Source organism: Neisseria perflava (assembly GCF_019334725.1).
GTDB classification, from domain to species: domain Bacteria; phylum Pseudomonadota; class Gammaproteobacteria; order Burkholderiales; family Neisseriaceae; genus Neisseria; species Neisseria subflava_A.
Window position 1 is genome coordinate 657264 of record NZ_CP079818.1, and the last position, 21762, is coordinate 679025.

General features: G+C 51.5%; 17 protein-coding genes. 9 read left to right on the top strand and 8 right to left on the bottom strand.

The window, feature by feature from the left end; all coding sequences use genetic code 11:
* Positions 1–52: 52 nt before the first annotated feature.
* The 7 genes from LPB400_RS03315 (at position 53) to LPB400_RS03345 (ending at position 9992) form a co-directional block, all read left to right on the top strand.
* Complete coding sequence (locus LPB400_RS03315) at positions 53–1096, top strand: LacI family DNA-binding transcriptional regulator (RefSeq protein ID WP_219089392.1); 1044 nt, start codon at positions 53–55, stop codon at positions 1094–1096.
* Positions 1097–1294: 198 nt separating this feature from the next.
* Positions 1295–2617 (top strand): MFS transporter, encoded by a 1323-nt coding sequence (locus LPB400_RS03320; protein WP_219089393.1) that lies wholly within the window; start codon positions 1295–1297, stop codon positions 2615–2617.
* A gap of 207 nt (positions 2618–2824) precedes the next feature.
* On the top strand, positions 2825–5128 hold the full coding sequence (parC, locus tag LPB400_RS03325) for a DNA topoisomerase IV subunit A (RefSeq protein WP_219089394.1): 2304 nt from the start codon (positions 2825–2827) through the stop codon (positions 5126–5128).
* A 69-nt stretch (positions 5129–5197) separates the two neighbouring features.
* Complete coding sequence (locus tag LPB400_RS03330) at positions 5198–6784, top strand: two-component system sensor histidine kinase NtrB (protein ID WP_107768732.1); 1587 nt, start codon at positions 5198–5200, stop codon at positions 6782–6784.
* Positions 6777–8405: a sigma-54-dependent transcriptional regulator gene (locus LPB400_RS03335; protein WP_219089395.1), complete on the top strand. Its 1629-nt coding sequence runs from the start codon at positions 6777–6779 to the stop codon at positions 8403–8405. Before LPB400_RS03330 ends, LPB400_RS03335 begins: the two co-directional genes overlap by 8 nt.
* Positions 8406–8453: 48 nt before the next feature.
* A complete protein-coding gene (locus LPB400_RS03340; RefSeq protein ID WP_070585113.1) occupies positions 8454–9206 on the top strand; it encodes a class I SAM-dependent methyltransferase in 753 nt (250 codons plus the stop codon).
* 102 nt (positions 9207–9308) lie between these two features.
* On the top strand, positions 9309–9992 hold the full coding sequence (locus LPB400_RS03345) for a 2,3-diphosphoglycerate-dependent phosphoglycerate mutase (protein ID WP_003679823.1): 684 nt from the start codon (positions 9309–9311) through the stop codon (positions 9990–9992).
* A gap of 141 nt (positions 9993–10133) precedes the next feature.
* Here the strand turns inward: LPB400_RS03345 and LPB400_RS03350 are convergent, their stop codons facing one another.
* Positions 10134–10925 (bottom strand): DsbC family protein, encoded by a 792-nt coding sequence (locus LPB400_RS03350; RefSeq protein WP_070585111.1) that lies wholly within the window; start codon positions 10923–10925, stop codon positions 10134–10136.
* 134 nt (positions 10926–11059) lie between these two features.
* Here LPB400_RS03350 and LPB400_RS03355 point away from each other — a divergent pair, with 134 nt between their 5' ends.
* Complete coding sequence (locus LPB400_RS03355) at positions 11060–13249, top strand: primosomal protein N' (RefSeq protein ID WP_219089396.1); 2190 nt, start codon at positions 11060–11062, stop codon at positions 13247–13249.
* Between the two features lie 79 nt (positions 13250–13328).
* Here LPB400_RS03355 and LPB400_RS03360 read toward each other — a convergent pair whose 3' ends face one another.
* The 3 genes from LPB400_RS03360 to LPB400_RS03370 all read right to left on the bottom strand — a co-directional run bounded on the left by LPB400_RS03360 (position 13329) and on the right by LPB400_RS03370 (position 15496).
* Complete coding sequence (locus tag LPB400_RS03360; RefSeq protein WP_070585107.1) at positions 13329–14003, bottom strand: hypothetical protein; 675 nt, start codon at positions 14001–14003, stop codon at positions 13329–13331.
* Positions 14004–14338: 335 nt separating this feature from the next.
* Positions 14339–14677 carry an iron-sulfur cluster insertion protein ErpA gene (gene erpA, locus LPB400_RS03365; protein WP_003680162.1) on the bottom strand — a complete coding sequence of 113 codons (339 nt, stop codon included), beginning with the start codon at positions 14675–14677 and terminating at the stop codon, positions 14339–14341.
* Between the two features lie 132 nt (positions 14678–14809).
* Positions 14810–15496: a S24 family peptidase gene (locus LPB400_RS03370; protein WP_219089397.1), complete on the bottom strand. Its 687-nt coding sequence runs from the start codon at positions 15494–15496 to the stop codon at positions 14810–14812.
* Between the two features lie 261 nt (positions 15497–15757).
* On the opposite strand from LPB400_RS03370, the gene LPB400_RS03375 reads away from it, so the two are divergent.
* Complete coding sequence (locus LPB400_RS03375) at positions 15758–16033, top strand: hypothetical protein (RefSeq protein WP_003680156.1); 276 nt, start codon at positions 15758–15760, stop codon at positions 16031–16033.
* 80 nt (positions 16034–16113) lie between these two features.
* Here LPB400_RS03375 and argC read toward each other — a convergent pair whose 3' ends face one another.
* The 4 genes from argC to LPB400_RS03395 all read right to left on the bottom strand — a co-directional run bounded on the left by argC (position 16114) and on the right by LPB400_RS03395 (position 21588).
* Complete coding sequence (gene argC / locus LPB400_RS03380) at positions 16114–17160, bottom strand: N-acetyl-gamma-glutamyl-phosphate reductase (RefSeq protein WP_219089398.1); 1047 nt, start codon at positions 17158–17160, stop codon at positions 16114–16116.
* 47 nt (positions 17161–17207) lie between these two features.
* Positions 17208–17393 (bottom strand): hypothetical protein, encoded by a 186-nt coding sequence (locus tag LPB400_RS03385; protein WP_141752518.1) that lies wholly within the window; start codon positions 17391–17393, stop codon positions 17208–17210.
* 150 nt (positions 17394–17543) lie between these two features.
* The gene (locus LPB400_RS03390) at positions 17544–19247 is read right to left on the bottom strand and encodes an ABC transporter ATP-binding protein/permease (protein ID WP_219089399.1); all 1704 of its coding nucleotides are present in this window, start codon (positions 19245–19247) and stop codon (positions 17544–17546) included.
* Between the two features lie 133 nt (positions 19248–19380).
* Positions 19381–21588, bottom strand: a complete 2208-nt coding sequence (locus LPB400_RS03395) for a TonB-dependent siderophore receptor (RefSeq protein WP_107792115.1) — start codon at positions 21586–21588, stop codon at positions 19381–19383.
* Between the last annotated feature and the right edge of the window lie 174 nt (positions 21589–21762).

A 21762-nucleotide genomic window follows, 5' to 3' on the forward strand; every position in this document is an offset into this window, starting at 1 on the left:
CTGTGTTATCCTATGTAACATTATTGAAATCTTGTCGGGGCGGGTCCGTAAGATGGCTACAATTTATGATGTCGCTGCTTATGCCGGGGTATCTCCCAAGACGGTCAGCCGGGTGATTAACGGCGATGCGTCGGTCAGTGATAAAACCCGTTCCAAAGTAGAAACAGCGATTGCTGCTTTGGGTTACATCCCGTCTTCTGCGGCGCGGATTATGCGGTCACACCGTTCCGGATTGGTCGGTCTGATTACCGGCGCCATTTCGCGGACAGGCGAGAATACGGGCGGACACGGCATACCGGATATGTTCTTGATTAAGGGCATTCAGCAGCAGATTCGCGCACAAGGCAAGATTTTGATGATTGCCGACATCGACAATAAGCCGGGTCAGCCCGGTCAGATGGAGCCGCTGATCCGTACCTTTATGGAACATCGTGCCGAGGGGATTTTATATGTGGCAGGTTTCCATCAGGAAGTATTGCTGCCGGAAGTGCCCAACCGTTGCCCGATGGTGTTGGTCAACTGTTTTGATTTGGCAGGTACGCCGTCGGTTTTGCCGGACGACGAAGCAGGGCAGTATGGCTTGGTGCGCCGAATTATTCAAAGCGGACACAAACGGATTGCTTATGTGACTTTGCAGCCGGGCGTGGAAGCGACGAGATTGAGATTGGCCGGATACCGCCGTGCTTTGGCTGATGCGGATATTGTCTTCGATCCTGATTTGGTGCAAACTGGTTATCCTGACTTCAGCAACGACAGCGGGTCTTTGATTTCGGCCATTTTAAAGCTGCTGTCTTTGCCGCTTCCGCCGACGGTAATTTGCTGCGGTAACGATGAAATGGCGGTGCGCGTGTACGGGATTTTGAGGACGCGCGGCGTGCGGGTTCCCGAGCAAGTTTCGGTTGCCGGATATGATAACCACAGCGCGATTGCGGAGACGCTGTTTCCGCCGTTGACCAGTACAGAGTTGCCCTATTTGCGCATGGGCGCGATGGCGGCGGATTTGCTGTTTCGACATATTGAACACCCGGTCGGAGCGGTTCAGCCAGTCAAGGTCGTTGGGGAAACCATTTGGCGTCAGTCTGTGATGAATAAATAGTTTCAGACGGCCTGAAAATAAACTTTTAACAACACAAATACACATCAAAATAAGAATCATGCAAACGGTCAAAATAAAGGCCGTCTGAAAACGGAGTTGCCTCAGTAAAAAGGGCAGCCCAAATACAATAAAAAGCGTCATACCGCTGAAGTTGGAGTTTGTTGTTTCCATAGTTTATTATCCAGGAGTAGCCTTCCTATGAAAATCTCCCCACAAGTGGCGATGACACTTCGCCAGATTATGCTGATGAACTTCGGTTTCTTCGGCATTCAATACAGCTTCGGGTTGCAGCAAACTGCGATTAATCCGATTTTCAGCTTTCTTCATGCCGATCCGAGCCAGTTGCCGATTTTGAATATGGCAGGTCCGATTACCGGTTTGCTGGTGCAGCCGATGATTGGTGCGATGAGTGACCGCACTTGGGTGCCTGGATTGGGTCGCCGCCGTCCGTATTTCTTGATCGGCGCCATCGGTTGCAGCCTCTGTCTCTTTATCTATCCGCACGTTACCGCATTGTGGGTGGCCGTATTGCTGCTGTGGCTTTTGGACATTAGTAACAACACTGCAATGGAACCTTTCCGTGCGTTTATTGCCGATACGGTTCCTGAACATCAGCAATCTACCGGTTTCTTGATGCAGTCTGTGTTTACCGGTTTGGGTATTACACTGGCCAACGTTTCCCTCTACATCTTCCAACAAATCGGCTGGTTGCAACAAACTTCCGAAGCGGGTATTCCGTATTGGGTATTCGGCTCCTTCTATATTGGTGCGGTTTGCTCTATCGGTTCGGTTTTGGTTACTGTTTTATCGACATCCGAACGCGAGCCTAATCCTGAAGAAATGGCGGCCATAAAAGCGCAACCAAGCGGTCCGGCTCATGCTGTTAAAGATATTATCGTTGCTGTACGCGAAATGCCGACAGCCCTGTGGCAACTGGCTTTGGTATACCTCTTTCAATGGTACGCACTCTTTATCTACTGGCAATATATTTCCCACAGTATCGTTCAATCCGTTTGGGATTCGACTGTTGAAAATACCGAAGCGTATAGTCAAGCGGTTGCATGGACCGGTTTGGTAAACGGTTTCTACAATGTTGTAACCTTTATCTCCGCCTTCGGCCTGATGTGGATGGCGCGCAAATACGCTGCCAAATATGTTCACGCCTTTGCCGTTACCCTTGCCGCGCTGGCCTTGCTTACCATTCCGCACATCGGCAACAAATACCTGATGTTTGCGCCGATGATCGGTTTCGGTGTCGGCTGGGCAAGTATGATGGGCGTGCCGTTTATGATTGTGGTCGGCTCTATCCCTAAAGAACGTTACGGCGTGTACATGGGTATTGTGAACATGATGATTGTGATTCCAATGCTGATTGAAACCGTATCTTTCGGCTGGGTGTACAAAACCTTCTTAGGGTCAAACCCTGCCAACGCGATGACTTTTGCCGGTGTTTTCCTCGCCATCGCCGCTGTATTGACCTTAACCATTAAAACTGCGGCCAAACCGGCTACTGCAGAATAACGAAGTTTTGATTTAAAACCAAAATGAAAAGGCCGTCTGAAACATGAAATGGTTTCAGACGGCCTTTTTTGTCGAAACGGATTCCATTTGCAGACCTGATTCGGGAAGCCTTATTGTCGCTGCGCTACCGTTCATCACTCAAATTGGCTATGACTACCGATTTTGCTTTACAATATCCTCTTTAATTTATTTCGTTTTACCATCCTGATGACAGAACACATTTCCGCTCCAAGCCCATCTCCTATCGGCGAAGACTACCTGCTGTTAGGTCAATACGCCGAACGCGCTTATCTCGAATACGCCATGAGCGTGGTCAAAGGCCGCGCGCTGCCTGAAGTTTCAGACGGCCAAAAGCCTGTACAACGACGTATTTTGTTTGCCATGCGCGATATGGGTTTGACGGCGGGGGCGAAGCCGGTGAAATCGGCGCGCGTGGTCGGCGAGATTTTGGGTAAATACCATCCGCACGGCGACAGTTCTGCCTATGAGGCGATGGTGCGCATGGCGCAGGATTTTACCTTGCGCTATCCCTTAATTGACGGCATCGGCAACTTCGGTTCGCGCGACGGCGACGGGGCGGCGGCGATGCGTTACACCGAAGCGCGGCTGACGCCGATTGCGGAATTGCTGTTGTCCGAAATCAATCAGGGTACGGTGGATTTTGTGCCGAACTACGACGGCGCGTTTGACGAACCTGTACACCTGCCTGCCCGCTTGCCTATGGTCTTGCTCAACGGCGCGTCGGGCATTGCGGTGGGCATGGCGACCGAAATTCCATCGCACAATTTAAACGAAGTCACACAGGCGGCGATTGCGCTGTTGAAAAAGCCAACGCTGGAAACCGCCGACCTGATGCAATATATTCCCGCCCCCGATTTTGCCGGCGGCGGTCAAATCATCACGCCGGCGGACGAATTGCGCCGGATTTACGAAACCGGCAAAGGCAGCGTGCGCGTACGTGCGCGTTACGAAATCGAGAAATTGGCACGCGGACAGTGGCGCGTGATTGTGACCGAACTGCCGCCGAACGCCAACTCCGCCAAAATCCTTGCCGAAATCGAAGAGCAGACCAACCCGAAACCGAAAGCGGGCAAAAAGCAGCTCAACCAAGACCAGCTCAACACCAAAAAGCTGATGCTGGATTTAATCGACCGCGTGCGCGACGAGTCGGACGGCGAGCATCCCGTACGCCTAGTGTTCGAGCCGAAATCTAGCCGCATCGATACGGATACCTTCATCAACACGCTGATGGCGCAGACTTCGCTGGAAGGCAATGTGTCCATGAACTTGGTGATGATGGGTTTGGACAACCGCCCTGCGCAGAAAAACCTGAAAACGATTTTGCAGGAGTGGTTGGATTTCCGCGTCGTGACCGTAACACGCCGTCTGAAATTCCGTTTGAACCAAGTGGAAAAACGGCTGCATATCCTTGAAGGCCGTCTGAAAGTCTTTCTGCACATTGACGAAGTGATTAAAGTCATTCGCGAATCAGACGACCCGAAAGCCGATTTGATGGCGGCGTTCGGGCTGACCGAAATCCAAGCCGAAGACATTTTGGAAATCCGCCTGCGTCAGTTGGCGCGTTTGGAAGGTTTCAAACTCGAAAAAGAATTGAACGAATTGCGCGAGGAACAAGGTCGTCTGAATATCCTTTTGGGCGACGAAAACGAGAAACGCAAGCTGATTATCAAAGAGATGCAGGCGGACATGAAGCAGTTTGGCGACGCGCGCCGCACGCTGGTGGAAGAAGCCGGACGCGCCGTGTTGACGCAGACTACCGCCGATGAGCCGATCACGCTGATTTTGTCGGAAAAAGGGTGGATACGCAGCCGTGCCGGACACAACCTTGATTTGAGCCAAACTGCGTTCAAAGAAGGCGACCGCCTCAAGCAAACCCTTGAAGGGCGCACCGTTTTACCTGTCGTCATTCTCGACTCATTGGGCAGAACCTACACGCTCGATGCCGCCGAAATCCCCGGCGGGCGCGGCGACGGCGTGCCGGTTTCATCCTTAATCGAGCTGCAAAACGGCGCCAAACCCGTCGCCATGCTTACCGGCCAGCCCGAACAGCACTACCTGCTCTCAGGCAGCGGCGGCTACGGCTTCATCGCCAAGCTGGGCGATATGGTCGGACGTGTGAAAGCGGGCAAAGTGGTGATGACTGTGGACAGCGGCGAAACCGTCCTGCCGCCGGTTGCCGTCTATGCTTCTTCACTGATTAATCCCGACTGCAAAGTTGTACTGGCCAGCAGCGACCACCGCCTCTTGGTGTTTTCCATCGGCGAACTCAAAGTCATGCCCAAAGGGCGCGGTTTGCAGTTGATGTCGCTGACCGAGGGTGCATCTTTGGAGCACATTATGGTGACGACCTCTCCTGAGTTTACCGTTGTATCGGTCGGCCGCCGCGGCGCCGAGCATCAGGAAAAACTGCGGATTGCCGATATTGACGGCAAGCGCGGTAAAAAAGGCAAGGTATTGGAAATATCAGGCCGTCTGAAAAGTTTGTCCTGAAACAAGAACAAATATATCTAAATAAATTAAATTTATACGACATTGCATGATAATAAAAAAGGTTCACTTATGAACAGAGCCAATCTTCAAGAACTGGGTAATCTGAGGGAGCGGATTCCCGGTGTAATCAACATTGCCCGAATAGCCATCGTCTTACCGCTTTTAGTTTTGCACGCTTTCGGCAGCTACACAGGCGGCAACCTGATTGGCATTTCGTTGCCGGACGTTGAGTTTTATATCTGGGTAACGCTGTATTTCCTCCTGATTATGCTCTCCGTGTTCCGCCCGGGCTGGCAGTGGCAGTCTTTGGATTTGCCCAATGCCAGTGCCGTGGTCGACATCACCATGATGATGGTTTTGGTGTATATCTCCGGCGGTACGGCTTCTGGTTTCGGGATTTTGGTTTTGCCGTTTGTCGCCACGTCGTGTCTGCTCAGTTATGGCCACTATCCTATGCTGTATGCAGGCTATACGGCAATGTTGTTTATTTTGAACCTGTTTTTAGATGGCAGTATGCGTTTCGATTCATTTAATTGGGACGCAAAATCAATGGTGAATTCTTCGATGCTGATCGGCGCAGGCTATCTGGTGGCGATGCTGACATCGTTTGCCGCCCGTTATTTGGAGCAGGCCACAGAGTCCGCCAGCCGCCATCAACTGGCCTACCGCCGTATCAGCGGCTTGAACCATTTGGTTTTGAACCGCGTACAGGAAGCGGTTGTGGTGATTGATGCGACCCAACGCGTGTGGCTGTTTAACAAACAGGCAAAAATCTATTTCCCCAGCCTGATTATCGATCAGCAGGAAATCGTGTTTGGCGAGCTAGTCGCACGCTGGCAACGTCAACCCGACAAACCTTTTGAAACCGATATCCATATTTTCCAACACGCCATGCACGTCCGTGCCGTTCCGCTGATTCAGGAGCAGACCGAGCTGCTGATGTTGTACGTCCGTTCATTGCGTGAAGTGGCTGCGGAGGCCATGTCCACCAAGCTGACTTCGCTTGGACAGTTGACTGCCAACCTTGCCCACGAAATCCGCAACCCGATGTCCGCCATCCGTCATGCCAGCGATTTGTTGCAAGAGGGTGATGAGGCAGATCCGCTCAAGGCCAAGCTCTACAACATCATCGACAGCAATATCCAACGCATCGACAAGATGTTGGAAGATGTATCCCTGCTTAACAAACGAGACAACATCAGCCGCCAGCCGATTAATCTGATGAAATTCTGGTTGGAGTTCAAGCAGGAATTTACCTTGAACAATCCCGATGCCATCGGCTGTCTGCGCATGAATATGGACGGCAACAACCTGACCGTATTGGTTGACTCCATGCATTTGCAGCAAGTGATGTGGAACTTGTGCAACAATGCGTGGCGACACAGCCGTCAGGACGACAACGCCATTACCGTCCTTATCCGCTCTAGCGGCAGGATGCATATTTCCATCGTAGTGGCGGACAACGGCAAAGGCGTGCCGCCGGATGTGCGAAACCATCTGTTCGAGCCGTTTTACACCACCGAAAAACAAGGCACTGGTTTGGGGCTTTACGTCGCACGCGAGTTGGCACACGCCAATATGGGACAGCTGCATTATCACCCTGAAATGAACGGGTTCGAACTGATTTTACCGAAGGAGCAAGCGCAGGATGAATAAATTGCAAGAGCCGGTTTTGGTTGTCGATGACGAGGCAGACATCCGCGATCTGATGGAAATGACCCTGATGAAAATGGGTCTGCGCGTCGATACGGCGGCTGGTGTTGAAGAAGCTAAAGATAAGCTGGACAACAACGATTATTCGCTGGTGTTGACCGATATGCGTATGCCCGACGGCTCCGGTCTTGAGGTGGTCCAATACATTGACGAGTTGATGCTCGACACGCCCGTCGCCGTGATTACGGCTTTCGGCAATGCCGACCAAGCCGTTGAAGCCTTGAAAGCAGGCGCGTTTGATTATCTGCAAAAACCGATTACGCTGTCGCAGTTGCGTTCATTGGTTAAATCGGCAGTGTCGGTTTCAGACAATACTGCCGAACCCACGCCGTCTGAAAAAGTCAAATCGCAGCCTGCGCCTGTTTCTGCCGCCCTGTATAAACCCGAACCTCAGCCGGCCAAGCCTGTCGTTACGCCGCCTAAGAGCGTACAGAGCGAATTTAACCGGCCTTTGACTGTTCCGGAAGGGCTCAATTCCTTAAAAGAGCGTTTTTCGGCCGGTAACATCAATCCTGCTTTGCAACAAGACGCACCTATATTGGAAGGCGACGACGATATGCCGCGCCTGTTGGGTACTTCGCCGCAAATGGTCGAAGTACGCCACCTGATTCGCAGATTGGCCCGCAGCCTTGTTCCCGTTTATATCTCCGGCGAGTCCGGTACGGGTAAAGAGCAAGCGGCACGTACCATTCATGAGTTGTCCGACCGCGCCGACAAACCGTTTATTGCTGTCAACTGCGGAGCTATTCCTGAAAACCTGATGGAAAGCGAATTTTTCGGTTACAAAAAAGGCAGCTTTACCGGCGCAGATCAAGACCGTTTAGGTTTTTTCCAACACGCCGACGGCGGCACTTTGTTCCTTGATGAAGTTGCCGATTTGCCGCTTGCCATGCAGGTCAAACTCCTGCGCGCCATTCAAGAAAAAGCCGTGCGCCGTATCGGCGATGCGCGGGAAACCTCTGTGGATGTGCGCATTATTTGTGCAACCCATAAAAACCTCGAAGCTTTGATTGAAAGCGGTGCATTCCGTCAGGACTTGTATTACCGCCTCAACGTAGTCTCCCTGCACATGCCGCCTTTGCGCGAAATGCGCGAAGACTTGGGCGCACTGATTCTGTATCTGTTGTATAAACACCGTCACGGCAATCAAACCTACAAACTCAGCCCGAAAGCCCAAGAAGCCCTGTTGCATTACAGCTACCCCGGCAACTTCCGCGAGTTGGAAAATATCCTTGAACGCGCCGTTGCGTTGACGGTAGGCCAAGTGATACAAGTGGACGACTTGCAGATTCAAAACGCCCCACAGGTTAAGGCTGAACGCAGCGGCTTTTCCTTTGACGATATTGCCGAACCTGACGCGCGCGAAACCACGCTCAATCACAGCCCCATTCCGCCGTTTGATCCGCGTACCATGCAGATACAGGATTACCTCGACCAAGTGGAACGCAGTATCATCGAGCAGGCTTTGCAGCAAACCCGTTACAACCGTACCCAAGCCGCCAAACTTTTGGGCATCAGCTTCCGCTCTATGCGCTACCGCATGGAACGCTTGGACATCAATTAAAACGTTCAGACGGCCTGAGTTTTCAAGGCCGTCTGAAACATAAGCCTTATGTACAAGATTTATTTTGACGAAACCGCATCTGCCGAACTTCGCAGCCTTACCGAGCCGTTCGGGTTGACCGTTATCGACCGGCAGCCTGAAGAAGGCAGTTTCCTTATCGCTGACGAAAGCGGCATCAGTTTGTGCCGCGCCGGTGAAAAAGGCCGTGTCCGCGTTGATTTTGATGGCGGTGCCGCCCATTATCGGCGCACTAAAGGCGGAGGCGAGTTGATTGCCAAAGCAGTCAACCACACTGTACAACCGACTGTCTGGGACGCTACCGGCGGACTGGGGCGCGACAGTTTTGTGCTTGCCTCGTTGGGTTTGAATGTACACACTTTTGAACAAAATCCTGCGGTTGCCTGTCTACTTTCAGACGGCCTCAATAGGGTGGGGCAAAGTGAAGAGACACGGGAGATTGCCCAACGCATTACTTTGCATTTCGGCAATTCCGTTGATTTAATGCAGGAATTGGCAATGGAAAACGGTATGCCCGATGTAGTGTACCTCGACCCGATGTATCCGGAGCGTCGCAAAACCGCAGCTGTGAAAAAAGAAATGGCTTACTTTCACGACTTGGTCGGCTCGGCACAAGATGAAGCCGAGTTATTGGATGCGGCATTGAATACCGCCAAAAAACGCATTGTCGTCAAACGCCCGCGCTTGGGCGAATTTCTCGACGGGCGCAAACCTGCTTATCAATACACAGGCAAAAGCACGCGGTTTGATGTTTACCTTCCGACAAGGCCGTCTGAAGACTAGAAGCAAACTTGCAACATATCAAAAGAAACCGCCGACGTTATCAGCGCGGCGGCAAAGTGTGCTATAAATACCTTTTCCCAAACTTCATTGGAGCAAACTATCATGGAATTAGTATTCATCCGTCACGGACAAAGCGAATGGAACGCGAAAAACCTTTTCACCGGCTGGCGCGACGTTAAGCTGAGCGAGCAAGGTTTGGCAGAAGCCGCAGCAGCAGGTAAAAAGCTGAAAGAGAAGGGCTACGAGTTCGACATCGCCTTTACCTCCGTTCTGACCCGTGCCATCAAAACCTGTAACATCGTTTTGGAAGAATCCGACCAACTGTTTGTTCCACAAATCAAATCATGGCGTTTGAACGAGCGCCACTACGGCCAGCTGCAAGGTATGGATAAAAAACAAACCGCAGAAAAATACGGCGACGAGCAAGTCCACATCTGGCGCCGCAGCTACGACACCCTGCCTCCGCTGCTCGATCCTAAAGACCCTCACTCCGCCCACAACGACCGCCGCTATGCTAACCTGCCTAGCGATGTCGTACCTGATGGCGAAAACCTCAAAGTGACCCTCGAGCGCGTTCTGCCTTTCTGGGAAGATCAAATCGCTCCGGCCATCTTGAGCGGCAAACGTGTATTGGTTGCGGCACACGGCAATTCCCTGCGCGCGTTGGCCAAACACATCGAAGGCATTTCCGACGAAGACATCATGGGTTTGGAAATCCCAACCGGTCAGCCGCTGGTGTACAAATTGGATGAAAACCTGAAAGTAATTGAAAAATTCTACCTGTAAGGTAAAGGGAAAAAAGGACGTGTTGGACACGTCCTTTTTTATATTTGTCTGTATTGAGGCCGTCTGAAGGCAGTTGATGGCGGGCGACATGAAAAAAGGACGCGTAAAGCGTCCTTTATGGAGATTAAAACCTGAAAAGTATTACTGGTTTTTCTCGATGATTTCTTTGAGGTGAGGCATAGGGCTGTAACCGCTTTGGCTGCGGCCGTTAGGGAAGACTACGGTCGGCGTGCCGTTGAAGCCGAATTGTTCGCCCAATGAAGTGGTTTCTGCAACAGGGTTTTCGCAGTTTGCTTTGCCGCTTGGGAATTTGCCTTTGCGCATCCAGTCGATCCATGCCTGGGTCGGATTAGGTTGACACCACAACAGCTCGGCTTTGCGCGCGGCATCAGGGTGCAGGCTTGGAATCGGCATCATGAAGGTATAAATCGTGATGTCGGTCATTTTTTCAAACTCATGCTCCAAGCGTTTGCAGTACGGGCAGTCCGGATCGGAGAAAACAGCGACTTTCAGTTTGCCGTTGCCGCGTACTTCTTTGATGGCTTTATCCAAAGGCAGGGAAGCGAAGTCGATTTTGTTCAAATCGGCGGCGCGTTCTTCAGTCATGCTTTGGCGCGTATTGACGTTGATGAGGTCGCCAACGAGCATATAGTCGCCTTTAGCATCGGTATAGATGATTTGTTTGCCGCTGACGACAACTTCATAAATGCCTTTAATCGGTGTTTCACTGACGCTCAAAACTTTCAAATCCTGGGCGGCATAGACTTTTTCCAGACGCGCTTTCAAAGAAGTGGCAACGGATTTGTCGGCAGGCGCTTCCGCTTTGGCAGCCGGTGCAGGCGCCGCGTTGGCATTGGATACGGCAGGTTGACCGCATGCCAACAAAGGAAGAACGGCAAACGGCGTTAAGATTTTGATTAACTTGGTTTTCATGCGAGAGACTTGCGTGTGTTGAAATAAGGCATTGTATCAAACCTCCGTCATGTCTGCATTGTACTCAGGCTCAAATTATCGTCTGAAAATAGCTTTCGGCTGTTAAAATACGAAAAAATGATTTGATTGTTTGTATGTTCTACCACCGTATTGCCGTAAACGTGCCGCTTTCAGACGGCCTTTTGACGTATTCCCATTCCGAGCCGCTTCCTCCGGGAACGCGGGTGCTTGTGCCTTTTCGTAATAAAACCGTTGTCGGGGTTGTGTGGGAAACGGATATCGCGCCCGATATGGATGCGGCGCGGATTTTGAGCGTTCAGACGGCCTTTATGGAAGAAAAGCCGTTGCCTCAAAGCTGGCGTGATTTGTTGGCATTTACGTCGCGTTATTACCACTATCCGATGGGGCAGGCGGTGTTTGCCGCACTGCCGCAGGGTTTGAAGGAAACGCGCGCGGTGGAAATGCCGCAGCCGCCGTTGTTTTACGCGCTGAACGAAGCGGGCAGGGCGCAAATGCCGCCGCCGGCACGGTTCAACAAAAAAGCCGCTTTGTGGGACGCGCTGCTGTCGGGCGGGATGACGATGGCGGCGTTGAAGCAGGTGAATGCGCAGGCGGCGAAGTTAATCGAAGATTGGGCGGAACAGGGTTGGATTGAAACAACGGAAGCGGCGAAGCCCGTTTTAAGGTCGTGCAATGGCCAGGCTTCGCACTCTGAATTTGTATTAAATGCCGACCAGCAGAAGGCTTCCGATGAAATTCAGACGGCCTTTGGTAAATTTCAACCGTTTTTGCTGTACGGCATCACCGGCAGCGGCAAGACCGAAGTGTATTTCGATGCGATGGCGAAAGTGTTGGCGCAGGGGCGGCAAGTGTTGTTTTTGTTGCCGGAAATCAACCTCACGCCGCAGCTTTTGAAGCGGGTGGAAAACCGTTTTGCCGATGTGCCGACCGCCGTGTTGCACAGCCAGATGGCTGCAGGCAAGCGCACGCAGGATTATTTGCGCGCTATGTTGGGGCAGGCGAAGCTGGTGATTGGCACACGGTTGGCGGTGTTCACACCTTTGCCTGATGTCGGGCTAATTGTGGTCGATGAGGAACACGACGGCTCGTTCAAACAAGACAACGAATTGCGCTACCACGCCCGCGATTTGGCGGTGTGGCGGGCGAAGCAGAGCGGCTGTCCCGTCGTGTTGGGCAGTGCCACGCCCAGCTTGGAGAGCTGGCACAAGGCGCAAAGCGGCGCGTACCGCCTGCTGCAACTGACCGAGCGCGCCCATGCCGCCGCGCAACTGCCGCAAGTAGAAATTCTCAACGTAGGCCGTCTGAAACTTGACAACGGCTTCTCGCCGCAAGCCTTGCAGCTTTTAAAACAGAATTTTGAAGCAGGTGGCATGTCGCTGGTGTACCTCAACCGGCGCGGTTTCGCGCCCGCGCTGTTTTGCGGCGACTGCGGCCATACCTTCGGCTGTCCAAACTGCTCCGCTAAAATGGTGCTGCACCAACGCGCCCGCCAACTGCGCTGCCACCATTGCGACCACCGCGAACCCATCCCATTCAAATGCCCCGACTGCGGCAACCAAGACCTGACCGCCGTCGGCCACGGCACGCAGCGCGTCGAAGAAACCCTGCGCGCCTTCCTGCCCAAGGCTGCCGTCGTCCGTGTTGACAGGGACAGCACTGCGCACAAAAACGACTGGGCAGATTTGTACCGCCGCATCGCCGACAACGAAATCGACATTCTGGTCGGTACGCAGATGCTCGCCAAAGGTCATGATTTCGCGCGGCTTAACCTCGTTATCGTATTGAACGCCGACGGCAGCCTGTATAGCGCGGACTTTCGTGCGCCGGAAAGGCTGTTTGCAGAGCTGATGCAGGTGTCCGGAAGGGCGGGGCGCGCCGACAAACCCGGCAAGGTGTTGATACAAACCCAACTGCCCGAACATCCCGTCTTCGCCGCCGTCAAAGCGCAGGACTACGCCGTGTTTGCCGAAAACGAATTGAACGAGCGGCAAATGTTCGCCATGCCGCCTTTCGGTTTCCAGACCGCCGTCCGTGCCGATGCGCCGCATGTTGCCGATGCGATGGAATTTCTCAACGCCGCCAAAGAAACCCTTGCCCCGCTTTTGCCCGAAAGCGTCTCCCAGTTTGGTGCCGCTCCGATGCTGATGGTGCGCCTCGCTGAACGCGAACGCGCGCAAATCTTCCTTGAATCAACATCCCGACAGGATTTGCACCGCGCCGTAAGTTTGTGGGTGCAGGTGTTGCAGCAAAACCGCGACGGCAAAATCAGATGGTCGGTGGACGTTGATGTGCAAGAGGCTTGATTGAAATGGCTCAATCAATAAGGAAATAAAAGGCCGTCTGAAAATCTGTTTTCAGACGGCCTTAAGTTTTTGAATCGGTTTAGAAGAATTTTGCAGCTATATAGCCGAGTGCAAGCAGGCTCAAAACGGCGAATACGATAGCCATTGTAAGCAGGAACTGTGTTTTCTTCCTCGCTGCAAGTGCTGCCAGCTCAGGATTTTGGTCTAACTCTTCGCGTAGTTGGGATTCCAACTCGGCACGGATTTTCTTGCGCAGCTTTTTCTCTTCCTGCTCGCGCTCGTATTTGAGCTTGTGGGCGATTTCGGTTTGTTTTTTATGCTCGAAAGAGATTTTTTCCTGCCATTCAATGCGCTTACGCTGGATGGCCAGCTCATTTTTTTCTGTCAAATCAAAGTGGCAGGTTTTACATTCCTGTGCATCTAGTTCGTCAATAATCGTCATGCAGACGGGGCATTGGATAGGGTCGGGAGTATTGGCTGCCGACATAGTTTCTTCTTCAACTGCTTCCAATTCCATAGACTGACGGACGATCACGTCCAAACCCAAATAGCTGAAGTAATGCTGCGCATTTTCGCGCTCATCTTGGGTACATTTTTCGGCCACAATCGCTTGCGGACGCTCAGCCAAGGCTTGAATCAGGCTCTCGACTTCGTTTTCGGGCAGGTTCTCATACAGGCAGGCGTGGATGAGCTCCCTATCCGTGTTCGGCGGATAGGAAACGTATACGTCGAAAAATTTTTCTTGTTTGCTCATTGATATCCCATGAGTATTTCGACTGCGTCAACCAAATGGGTTTAGCCTAAGGTTTTGTTATTGTGTTTGAGCTGTTTTGGCTTATGATACGAGCCAAAACAGAGGCTGCAGTCTCAGGCAGACCAGGTACGGTTTGCCTTTGTGTCGTTAATCGGCTGGACAATAATTTTTTATTTATATGGAAACATACATGTCCAATGTTATGTCTATTGTAGAGTAAATATTTACGCCCGATATTATTATTATAAAGTAAATCTAAAATTGTTTAAAATAAATTCACACAAAAGGCCGTCTGAAGATACAGACGGCCTGTTTTTCATGAAGAAACGGATTGTTTATACGGAGAAGGACGAACCGCAACCGCAAGTTGTCTCTGCATTCGGATTGCGGATGACGAATTGAGAACCTTGCAGGCTTTCGGTGTAGTCGATTTCCGCACCAACCAGATATTGGTAGCTCATTGGGTCAACCAAGAACGTCAGGCCGTTTTTCTGGATTTCAAAATCGTCGTCGTTTTTGATTTCATCAAAGGTAAAACCATATTGGAAGCCGGAGCAACCGCCGCCGTTGACGAATACGCGCAATTTCAAATCGGGATTGTTCTCTTCGGCGATTAGGTCGGCAACTTTGGTGCAGCAGCTGTCAGTAAAGATAATAGGGCTTTCGTCTGACATGATGTGATTCCTTTTATATGAATATTTTTACTATTGTCGCGCAAACCGTTAGTCAAGGCAAGTTTGTGCAGACAGGGTCTGCCAGCTTACATGGAGGGCATGGCAGAAATTTCAAGCACCAGTATGTCAGATTTAGATGCTTCTGCCAAACCATTCGACACGGCCGATGATGGAGACGTCGTCGGTCGGGTTTTTCAAGTCGATTTCAAAAGTAGGGTAGGCCTCGTTGGCAGAAATGACGTTGACGATGCCGCCGGGTATCAGTTGCAGGCGTTTGACCAAAAGGTTTTCGTTGAGGCGCAAAACATAGAGGCCGTCGCGCGGCGTGGTTTGGCCGTGGTTGATGAGGATGGTGTCGCCATCATTCAGCACGCCTTCCATCGAGTCGCCTTTGACTGAAATAACGGAAAGGTTTTTGATGTCGCGCGTCACATAATTTTCAATCCAATAGCGTCGGAACGCCATGGCGAACATGGGCTGTTCGTCGCCGACGAGCTGGCCGTGTCCGGCTGCGGCTTGGATGTCGTAACGCGGTACAAAGACAAATTCGTCTATATCGACAGGATTGCCCAATGTGTCGGTTGCCGTGGCTTTTGGGGCTTCGGAGTCGGGGAAGGGGGAACCTTCTCCTGTCAAAAGCCAGTCTATGCTACAGCCTTTAAGTTGTTTGATTTTTTTTAGCGTTTCCGATTTCGGTAAGCCGCCTTCGTTCCAGATACGGCTGAATCCGGCGATGGTCATATCGATGTCGGCGGCAATTTTAGCTTGGCGGGCTTCATCTTTCCATAAGAAAGCCAGGCGATCTTTAAAGGTATCCATGTTTATGCCTTTATGGAGGTATGTTTTTTATATGGTTTGGATAATTTGAGTGTATTTTACCTTAGTTTTTATAAAATTGTAAGAAAAAAATTACTCAATCTAAGAAAAAGTATTGCATATTTTATTTTTTCTTAGTATTATTCGTTTTGTCTTAGATAAATCGATATTTCTAGTTTTATATTTGATTTTTCTTAGTTTGGTTCTATTTGATTTAGTTTTTCTGACTTAAACCTGCTATATGATTATGATGAGAGGTGTGAAATGACTCGTTCGCGTAAAAATACTTTTTGGGTGCTGCTGGCGTTGGTACTGGGTTTTTTTGCTCTGCCTTTCGGATCTTCGGAAGCGCATGAGGCAGACGGTAATCTGACGGCTTCGGAATGCGAACGCTTGGGCAGCTTGAGTTTGGATCAGATGGACGGCAGGCTGCTGGCTTTTGCGAAAGAATGCGATATGGTAGAGGCTACCCACGATTGGGAGCAACAGTACGGCAACTTGAATGAAGAAGAAATGCTTGCCGGCGTGGTGTATGAGTGATGTTTGTGAATGAATCGATAAAGGCCGTCTGAACGATCAAAGTTTCAGACGGCCTTGTGTTTTTAATAAGGATGGCTGGCTTAAGGCATCAATGGTGCATTAGTCAGGCCGGTGGTTTCGGGCAGGCCGAACATGATGTTCATATTCTGCACGGCTTGACCGGCTGCGCCTTTGACCAAGTTGTCGATGACGGAAAGAACAATCCATACATCGTCTTGATCGGGTGCTTTTTGAACGCTGATACGGCAAAGGTTGGCGCCGCGCACGCTGCGGGTTTCAGGTGTCGAGCCTGAAGGCAGGATATCGACAAAAGGACTGTCGCGGTAGTATTCGCGCAGCAAGGCTTCAGGGTCGGTGTGTTCTTGCAGGTGCAGATACAGGGTGGCGTGCATACCGCGTATCATCGGAACAAGGTGTGGCACGAAAATCAGGCCGTCTGAAACATGGTTTTGCAGTCCGGACAGGGTTTGTCGGATTTCAGGCAAATGGCGGTGGCCGCTGACGCCGTAGGCTTTGAAGTTATCGCCTGCTTCGCACAACAGGGCATGGGTACTGGCTTTTCGGCCTGCACCGGAAACACCGGATTTACAGTCGGCAATCAGCGGCGCGTTGGCTTTCAGACGACCAGCCTGAAGCAGCGGCAATAAGGGTAGGGAAACACAGGTAGGGTAGCAGCCCGGATTGGCCACCAGCTTGGCTTTGGCAATGTCGTCTTTGTAAAGTTCGCACAAACCGTACACTGCTTGGGAAACGAGTTGTGGCGCGGCATGGGCCATTTTGTACCATTTTTCCCATGTGGGGATATCGCGGATGCGGAAGTCGGCAGACAGGTCAATCACGCGTACGCCTTTTTCGATAAGGGATGGTGCTTCTTTCATGGCTACGCCGTTGGGCGTGGCAAAGAACACGAGGTCGCAATGGTCAAGTCCGGCATCCTCGGGCGTTTGGAATGCAAGGTCGTAAATGCTGCGCAGGCTGGGGAAGTAGTCGGCAACCGCAATACCGGCTTCGCTTCGGCTGGTGACGGTAGTAACCTCTGCGTTGGGGTGGCTGCTGAGCAGGCGTAACAATTCAACGCCTGTGTAACCGGTTGCACCGACGATACCAATTTTAATTTTTGTGGTCATGGTGTGGCTCCTTTGTAGGGATGACAATGCGTTTGATTATATAGTAATTAATTGCAGTCGGTCAGCGATGCTTGTGCCAAGCTTTGCAAGGGACGGTTAAACAGGCCGTCTGAAATATAGCATGAATAATATTCGAGAGCGGGTTTCAGACGGCCTGAGCGTTTGAAAAACGCAGTTTGCGGTTCGATTTGTCTGTTGATTTGTGGTGGGTGTTTCGTCTTTATCCTATCCATACAAACACAAAATAAAAACGCAAAAAAATGCCCCCGGGTTGGAGAACCGGAGGCAAGTATCCAAGGAGTAGCTCTCATTAATAAGAACTAGTTACTTAGTACTATATCTCTTGTTAGGATTGAAAGCAAGCGTTTTGCACATTTTAACATTTAAATAATTTTTTCATTCAAATTCAGAGAGCTATCAAACAGGTCTTGAATTTTGGGTTGGTGGCTGATGCCGATGACCAAAGTATCGGGCAAATGTTGCTTGAGGGTCTGCATCAACATCAGGGCGGATTCGTCATCGAGCTGGTTGGTGGCTTCATCTAGGAACAGGATCTGCGGTTTGTGCAGCAGCGCGCGCGCAAGGCTGAGGCGTTGCTGTTCGCCGCCGGAGAGGATGCCGTGCCATTCGTGTGAAGTGTCTAAATCGTTCATCAACGTGTGCAGCCTACCCGTAGGGCTGCTTAAGCCGACTTGTTCCAAAACGGTTTGAATCAAATGGTCGTCTTGGCAGGCCGCATAGGGATAGCTGACAGTTTGACGCAATGTGTCCGCAGGCAGGTAAGGGCGTTGCGGGAAAAACAGGCGGCTGCCTTCAAGGGAAAAACTGCCGTGATAATACGGCCATAAACCGGCAAGCACGCGAAGCAGCGTGGATTTGCCGATGCCGCTTCGTCCTTCAAGCAATACCCATTCCGGAGAACGGGCTTGGAGGTGAATATCAGTAAGCAGGGGACTGCCGGTTTGGGTGTGGATGGTAAGGTTTTGCAGGACTGCCTTGCCGCGATGATACGGCAAATCTGTTTGGTGTGACTGAAGGGAGGGGCTTTTTTGTTCTGCTTGTTCCAAGGCCGTCTGAAAACTGGAAAGCCGTTCGATGACTGCCGCCCATTCAATCAGGCGGCGGTATGCGTCAGTAAACCAGCCAAAACTGTCTTGAACGCGTGCAAATGATGTGCGGGTCTGCATCATGTCGCCGAAGGTCATGGTTTTGGCGAGGTACATGGGCAGGGTGGCGAGGATGGGGATGAAGATGCTGATGCGCACATAGGTCGCCCAGAAGGTTTCTTGGCGGAATTCGCAGTTGGTCAGCCGTCGCCAGTTGTTGCGGATGCGGAGGTAACGCTGTTTCAGACGGCCTGTTTCGGCTTCGCCGCCGTTGTAGAAGGCGATTTGTTCGGCATGGTCGCGTACGCGTAAAAGGGCTGCGCGGTAGTCGGCTTCGCGGTGCTGGCGGTCGATATTGAGGTTTTTTAGTTTGCGGCCGACAAGATGGGCGATGATGGTGCTGAAGATGGAATAAATCAGTGCAACCCAGACGAGGTAGCCGTAAACGGTAATGCTGTATCCGCCGATGTTGAAGGTCTGCACGCCGGACAGCGTCCACAGTACGGCGACGAATGCGCTGAATTTGGCAATATTATTGATGAAGGAGCGAAAGAGGCTGATGCTTTTGTCGGTAAGCAGGTAGATATCTTCGGCGATACGTTGGTCGGGGTTGTCCGGTTCGCCTGTCAGGCGCAGGCGGTAGTGTTTGTGGCCTTCGAGCCAGTTTTTTTGAAATTGCTCGGTCAGATGGGTGCGCCAACGGAAGATGAGGCGTTTTTGCAGCCAGTCGGCGCAAACGATACAGCCGATAACCATCGCCATATAGCCGAGGTATTCGACAATGAGTGAAGGCATGGATGCGCCGTCAAACGCGGCCAGCGCGTCGTAGAAGCGTTTGTCCCATGCGGCAATCCAAACGCTGATGGTGATGGAGAATAGGGTAAACCCTATCAAAACGGCGAGCATCAGCCATTGGAGGCGGCCGTGTGCCCCTGACCAAAAAGGGCGGGCAAGGTAAAAGAATTTTTTGAGCGTATTCATGATGAATGCTTGTGAATGCGTGCGAATGGCCATCTGAAAGTGAAATTGTACTTTCAGACGGCCTTTTTATCAGCAATAGTTGGTTTATGCTTTTAAAAAATGAGCGGTCAACCCGTGCTTGCTATGCTGCTATTTACATTTTCCACTTCAGGCTGAACACGGCATTGCGCGGTTCGCCGTAGAAGTTGCCGCTGTTGGCGGCACGGCTGTATTGGTTTTCGTAGTAGCGTTTGTCGGTCAGGTTGTTGATTGCCAGTCCCAGTTGCAGGTTTTTGCTCGGACGGTATTGGACGTTTGTATTCCAAATGGTGTAGCCGCCTTGCTTGATGGAGCCGTAGGAATTGGCGGTTTTGCTGCTGCTCTTCAAGCCAAGACCGACCGTCCATTTGCCGTCATCCACCGGCAGGATATAGCTGGTGTAGAGGCGGAACATATGCTTCGGCGTATGGCTGCTGAAGTTGTAGCCTTTTCGGCGCGATTCAACATTGCCGGTAACGCTGCTGCGGTTGGTGCTGCGGTTGAAGGTGTAGCCTGCGTAAACTTGCCAACGGTCGCTCAGGCTGCCGGAGATTTCGGCGTCCAAGCCGCGGCTGCTTTGGTTGAGCGGTTCCCAGTAGGCGTGCGGTTTGGCATTGACGCGTTGATTGTTGTTGTCTTTGTCGGTTCGGTAGAGGGCGACCGAGGTGTTCAGACGGCCTTCGTTCCATTCGCCTTTCCAGCCGAGTTCGTAGTTGCGTCCCATAATCGGCGGCAGCAGGTTGTCGTTGTAGTCGCGGTTCATCGTTTGTTTAAAGATGGACGTATAGGCGGCGTAAATACTTTGTTTAGGCGTGATATCGTAAGTGATGCCGGCATAAGGAACGAAGCGGTTGCGTTTGAGCGAATCTGATGAACCTGCCACCCCGTCTTTGAGGTCGCGATCCCAATAGAAGTCGCGTTTCCAGCTGGTATAGCGTCCGCCTGCGATGATATGCAGTTTGTCGGTAGGATTGATGCGCGCGCCCAAACCGAAGGCATGGGTAGTATAACGGCCGTTGCCGCCACGGGCTTTGGCTGTGGCAGAATCCCAATCGGGTTTGGCTTTCTCGCTGCCGTTAAAGGCATCTGCGTCATAGGTGCTGCTGTCGTTGAGCCAGCGGTTGCTTGAGTTCACGTTCTCTTTGGAATAGCTATGCATGAAGAAGAGGTCGTGATTTTGGCCGAAAGCGAAGATGCGGCCGGTCAGGTTGTTTTGGAAAGTGAACTGGCGGTTGCCTGCATCGTAACGGTCGAAGCTGTATGTGGTTCCCAGGCCGTCTGTGCTGATGCCGTTACCTGTGCCGCCCAGCGTGTAATATTCTTTTGAACTGGTGTTCTTGCGCCAGTCCAACTTGCTGCTCAGTTTCCAGTTGTCGTTGAAATAATGTTCAAACTCGGCAAAGAGATTGTATTTTTTCAGGCGGGCTTCGTTCCAATCCGCACCAAGATAGCGGCTGCGTTTCCACTCTTTGCCGTCTGCACGCATAGGCAGGCCGTCAGGATCGGGTGTTTCGGTTTGGTTGAGATAGCTTGCACCCCAGGTAAGTTTGCTGTTGTCGCCGATGTCTTTGTCCATCACGCCGTAAAGCAGGATGTCGCGGCCGCCGGATTGATCTTTGAAGGTTTTGTTGCTGCCTACCGAGCCGACAAAGCGTCCGCGCAGGCCGTGCTCTTGGCTTAAGGTACCGGATGCATCAAAGACGCTGTTTACTTTGCCCCATGAGTTTGCCATCAAATCGGCGGAAAGTTGGCGTTTTGCAGTCGGCTTTTTACGGACGGCGTTTACCGTGCCACCGGGTTCGTTGTTTGCCTGTGTCAAACCTGCCGCACCGCGCACCACTTCAATGTGGTCGTACATTGCCATATCGGTTGCACTGGTCGGGTCGCCGGCCGGGCCGCCTAAGCCGAATCCGCCGGGCGAACCAAGTTGCGTGGCAATGCCGTCTTCTTCAAACTGTTCGATAAAATAGCCGCGCGACATGAAATGCGTGCGTCCGCCGCTTTTGAAAACATTGATGCCGGTAGCGTTTTGCAACGCACCTTCTAAGTCGGTGATGCCTTGGTCTTCAATTTGTTTTTTAGTAATGACGCTGACGGATTGGGGGATTTCCCGCGGAGAGAGCACCAGCCCTGTGGTTGAGCGCAGGGCGGATACGGTGTAGCTGTTTTGACTTTCAGTGCGCAGGCTTTTGTTTTTACCGACAACGGTAACTTGTTCCACTTCAGCCTGCCGTACCTCTTCGGCAGCTTGTGCGGCTTGGGGCAATGCGGCAAGGCAGAGAGCAAGTGTGCTCAGTTTGAATAGTTTCTCAGAATGATGCATTTGATGAGGTCCTTGATAAAGAAAGATCTGTTTGTTTTTAAATATTGGCGGCAATATCTGTTTAAATTGAGCGGTTATTTTTTATAATCCGTTTTGTTTTAAAAATTAAATCTAAATCTCCGAATCATTTTATTTGATTCAATTTCGATTTTGCCAAACCATCGGGTCAAAAAA

Excerpts from the sequence above, each read along its gene's own strand:
- LPB400_RS03315 (WP_219089392.1), top strand. The coding sequence starts at position 53 with ATGGCTACAATTTATGATGTCGCTGCTTATGCCGGGGTATCTCCCAAG.
- LPB400_RS03320 (WP_219089393.1), top strand. The coding sequence starts at position 1,295 with ATGAAAATCTCCCCACAAGTGGCGATGACACTTCGCCAGATTATGCTG.
- parC (WP_219089394.1), top strand. The coding sequence starts at position 2,825 with ATGACAGAACACATTTCCGCTCCAAGCCCATCTCCTATCGGCGAAGAC.
- LPB400_RS03330 (WP_107768732.1), top strand. The coding sequence starts at position 5,198 with ATGAACAGAGCCAATCTTCAAGAACTGGGTAATCTGAGGGAGCGGATT.
- LPB400_RS03335 (WP_219089395.1), top strand. The coding sequence starts at position 6,777 with ATGAATAAATTGCAAGAGCCGGTTTTGGTTGTCGATGACGAGGCAGAC.
- LPB400_RS03340 (WP_070585113.1), top strand. The coding sequence starts at position 8,454 with ATGTACAAGATTTATTTTGACGAAACCGCATCTGCCGAACTTCGCAGC.
- LPB400_RS03345 (WP_003679823.1), top strand. The coding sequence starts at position 9,309 with ATGGAATTAGTATTCATCCGTCACGGACAAAGCGAATGGAACGCGAAA.
- LPB400_RS03350 (WP_070585111.1), bottom strand. The coding sequence starts at position 10,925 with ATGAAAACCAAGTTAATCAAAATCTTAACGCCGTTTGCCGTTCTTCCT.
- LPB400_RS03355 (WP_219089396.1), top strand. The coding sequence starts at position 11,060 with ATGTTCTACCACCGTATTGCCGTAAACGTGCCGCTTTCAGACGGCCTT.
- LPB400_RS03360 (WP_070585107.1), bottom strand. The coding sequence starts at position 14,003 with ATGAGCAAACAAGAAAAATTTTTCGACGTATACGTTTCCTATCCGCCG.
- erpA (WP_003680162.1), bottom strand. The coding sequence starts at position 14,677 with ATGTCAGACGAAAGCCCTATTATCTTTACTGACAGCTGCTGCACCAAA.
- LPB400_RS03370 (WP_219089397.1), bottom strand. The coding sequence starts at position 15,496 with ATGGATACCTTTAAAGATCGCCTGGCTTTCTTATGGAAAGATGAAGCC.
- LPB400_RS03375 (WP_003680156.1), top strand. The coding sequence starts at position 15,758 with ATGACTCGTTCGCGTAAAAATACTTTTTGGGTGCTGCTGGCGTTGGTA.
- argC (WP_219089398.1), bottom strand. The coding sequence starts at position 17,160 with ATGACCACAAAAATTAAAATTGGTATCGTCGGTGCAACCGGTTACACA.
- LPB400_RS03385 (WP_141752518.1), bottom strand. The coding sequence starts at position 17,393 with ATGGATAGGATAAAGACGAAACACCCACCACAAATCAACAGACAAATC.
- LPB400_RS03390 (WP_219089399.1), bottom strand. The coding sequence starts at position 19,247 with ATGAATACGCTCAAAAAATTCTTTTACCTTGCCCGCCCTTTTTGGTCA.
- LPB400_RS03395 (WP_107792115.1), bottom strand. The coding sequence starts at position 21,588 with ATGCATCATTCTGAGAAACTATTCAAACTGAGCACACTTGCTCTCTGC.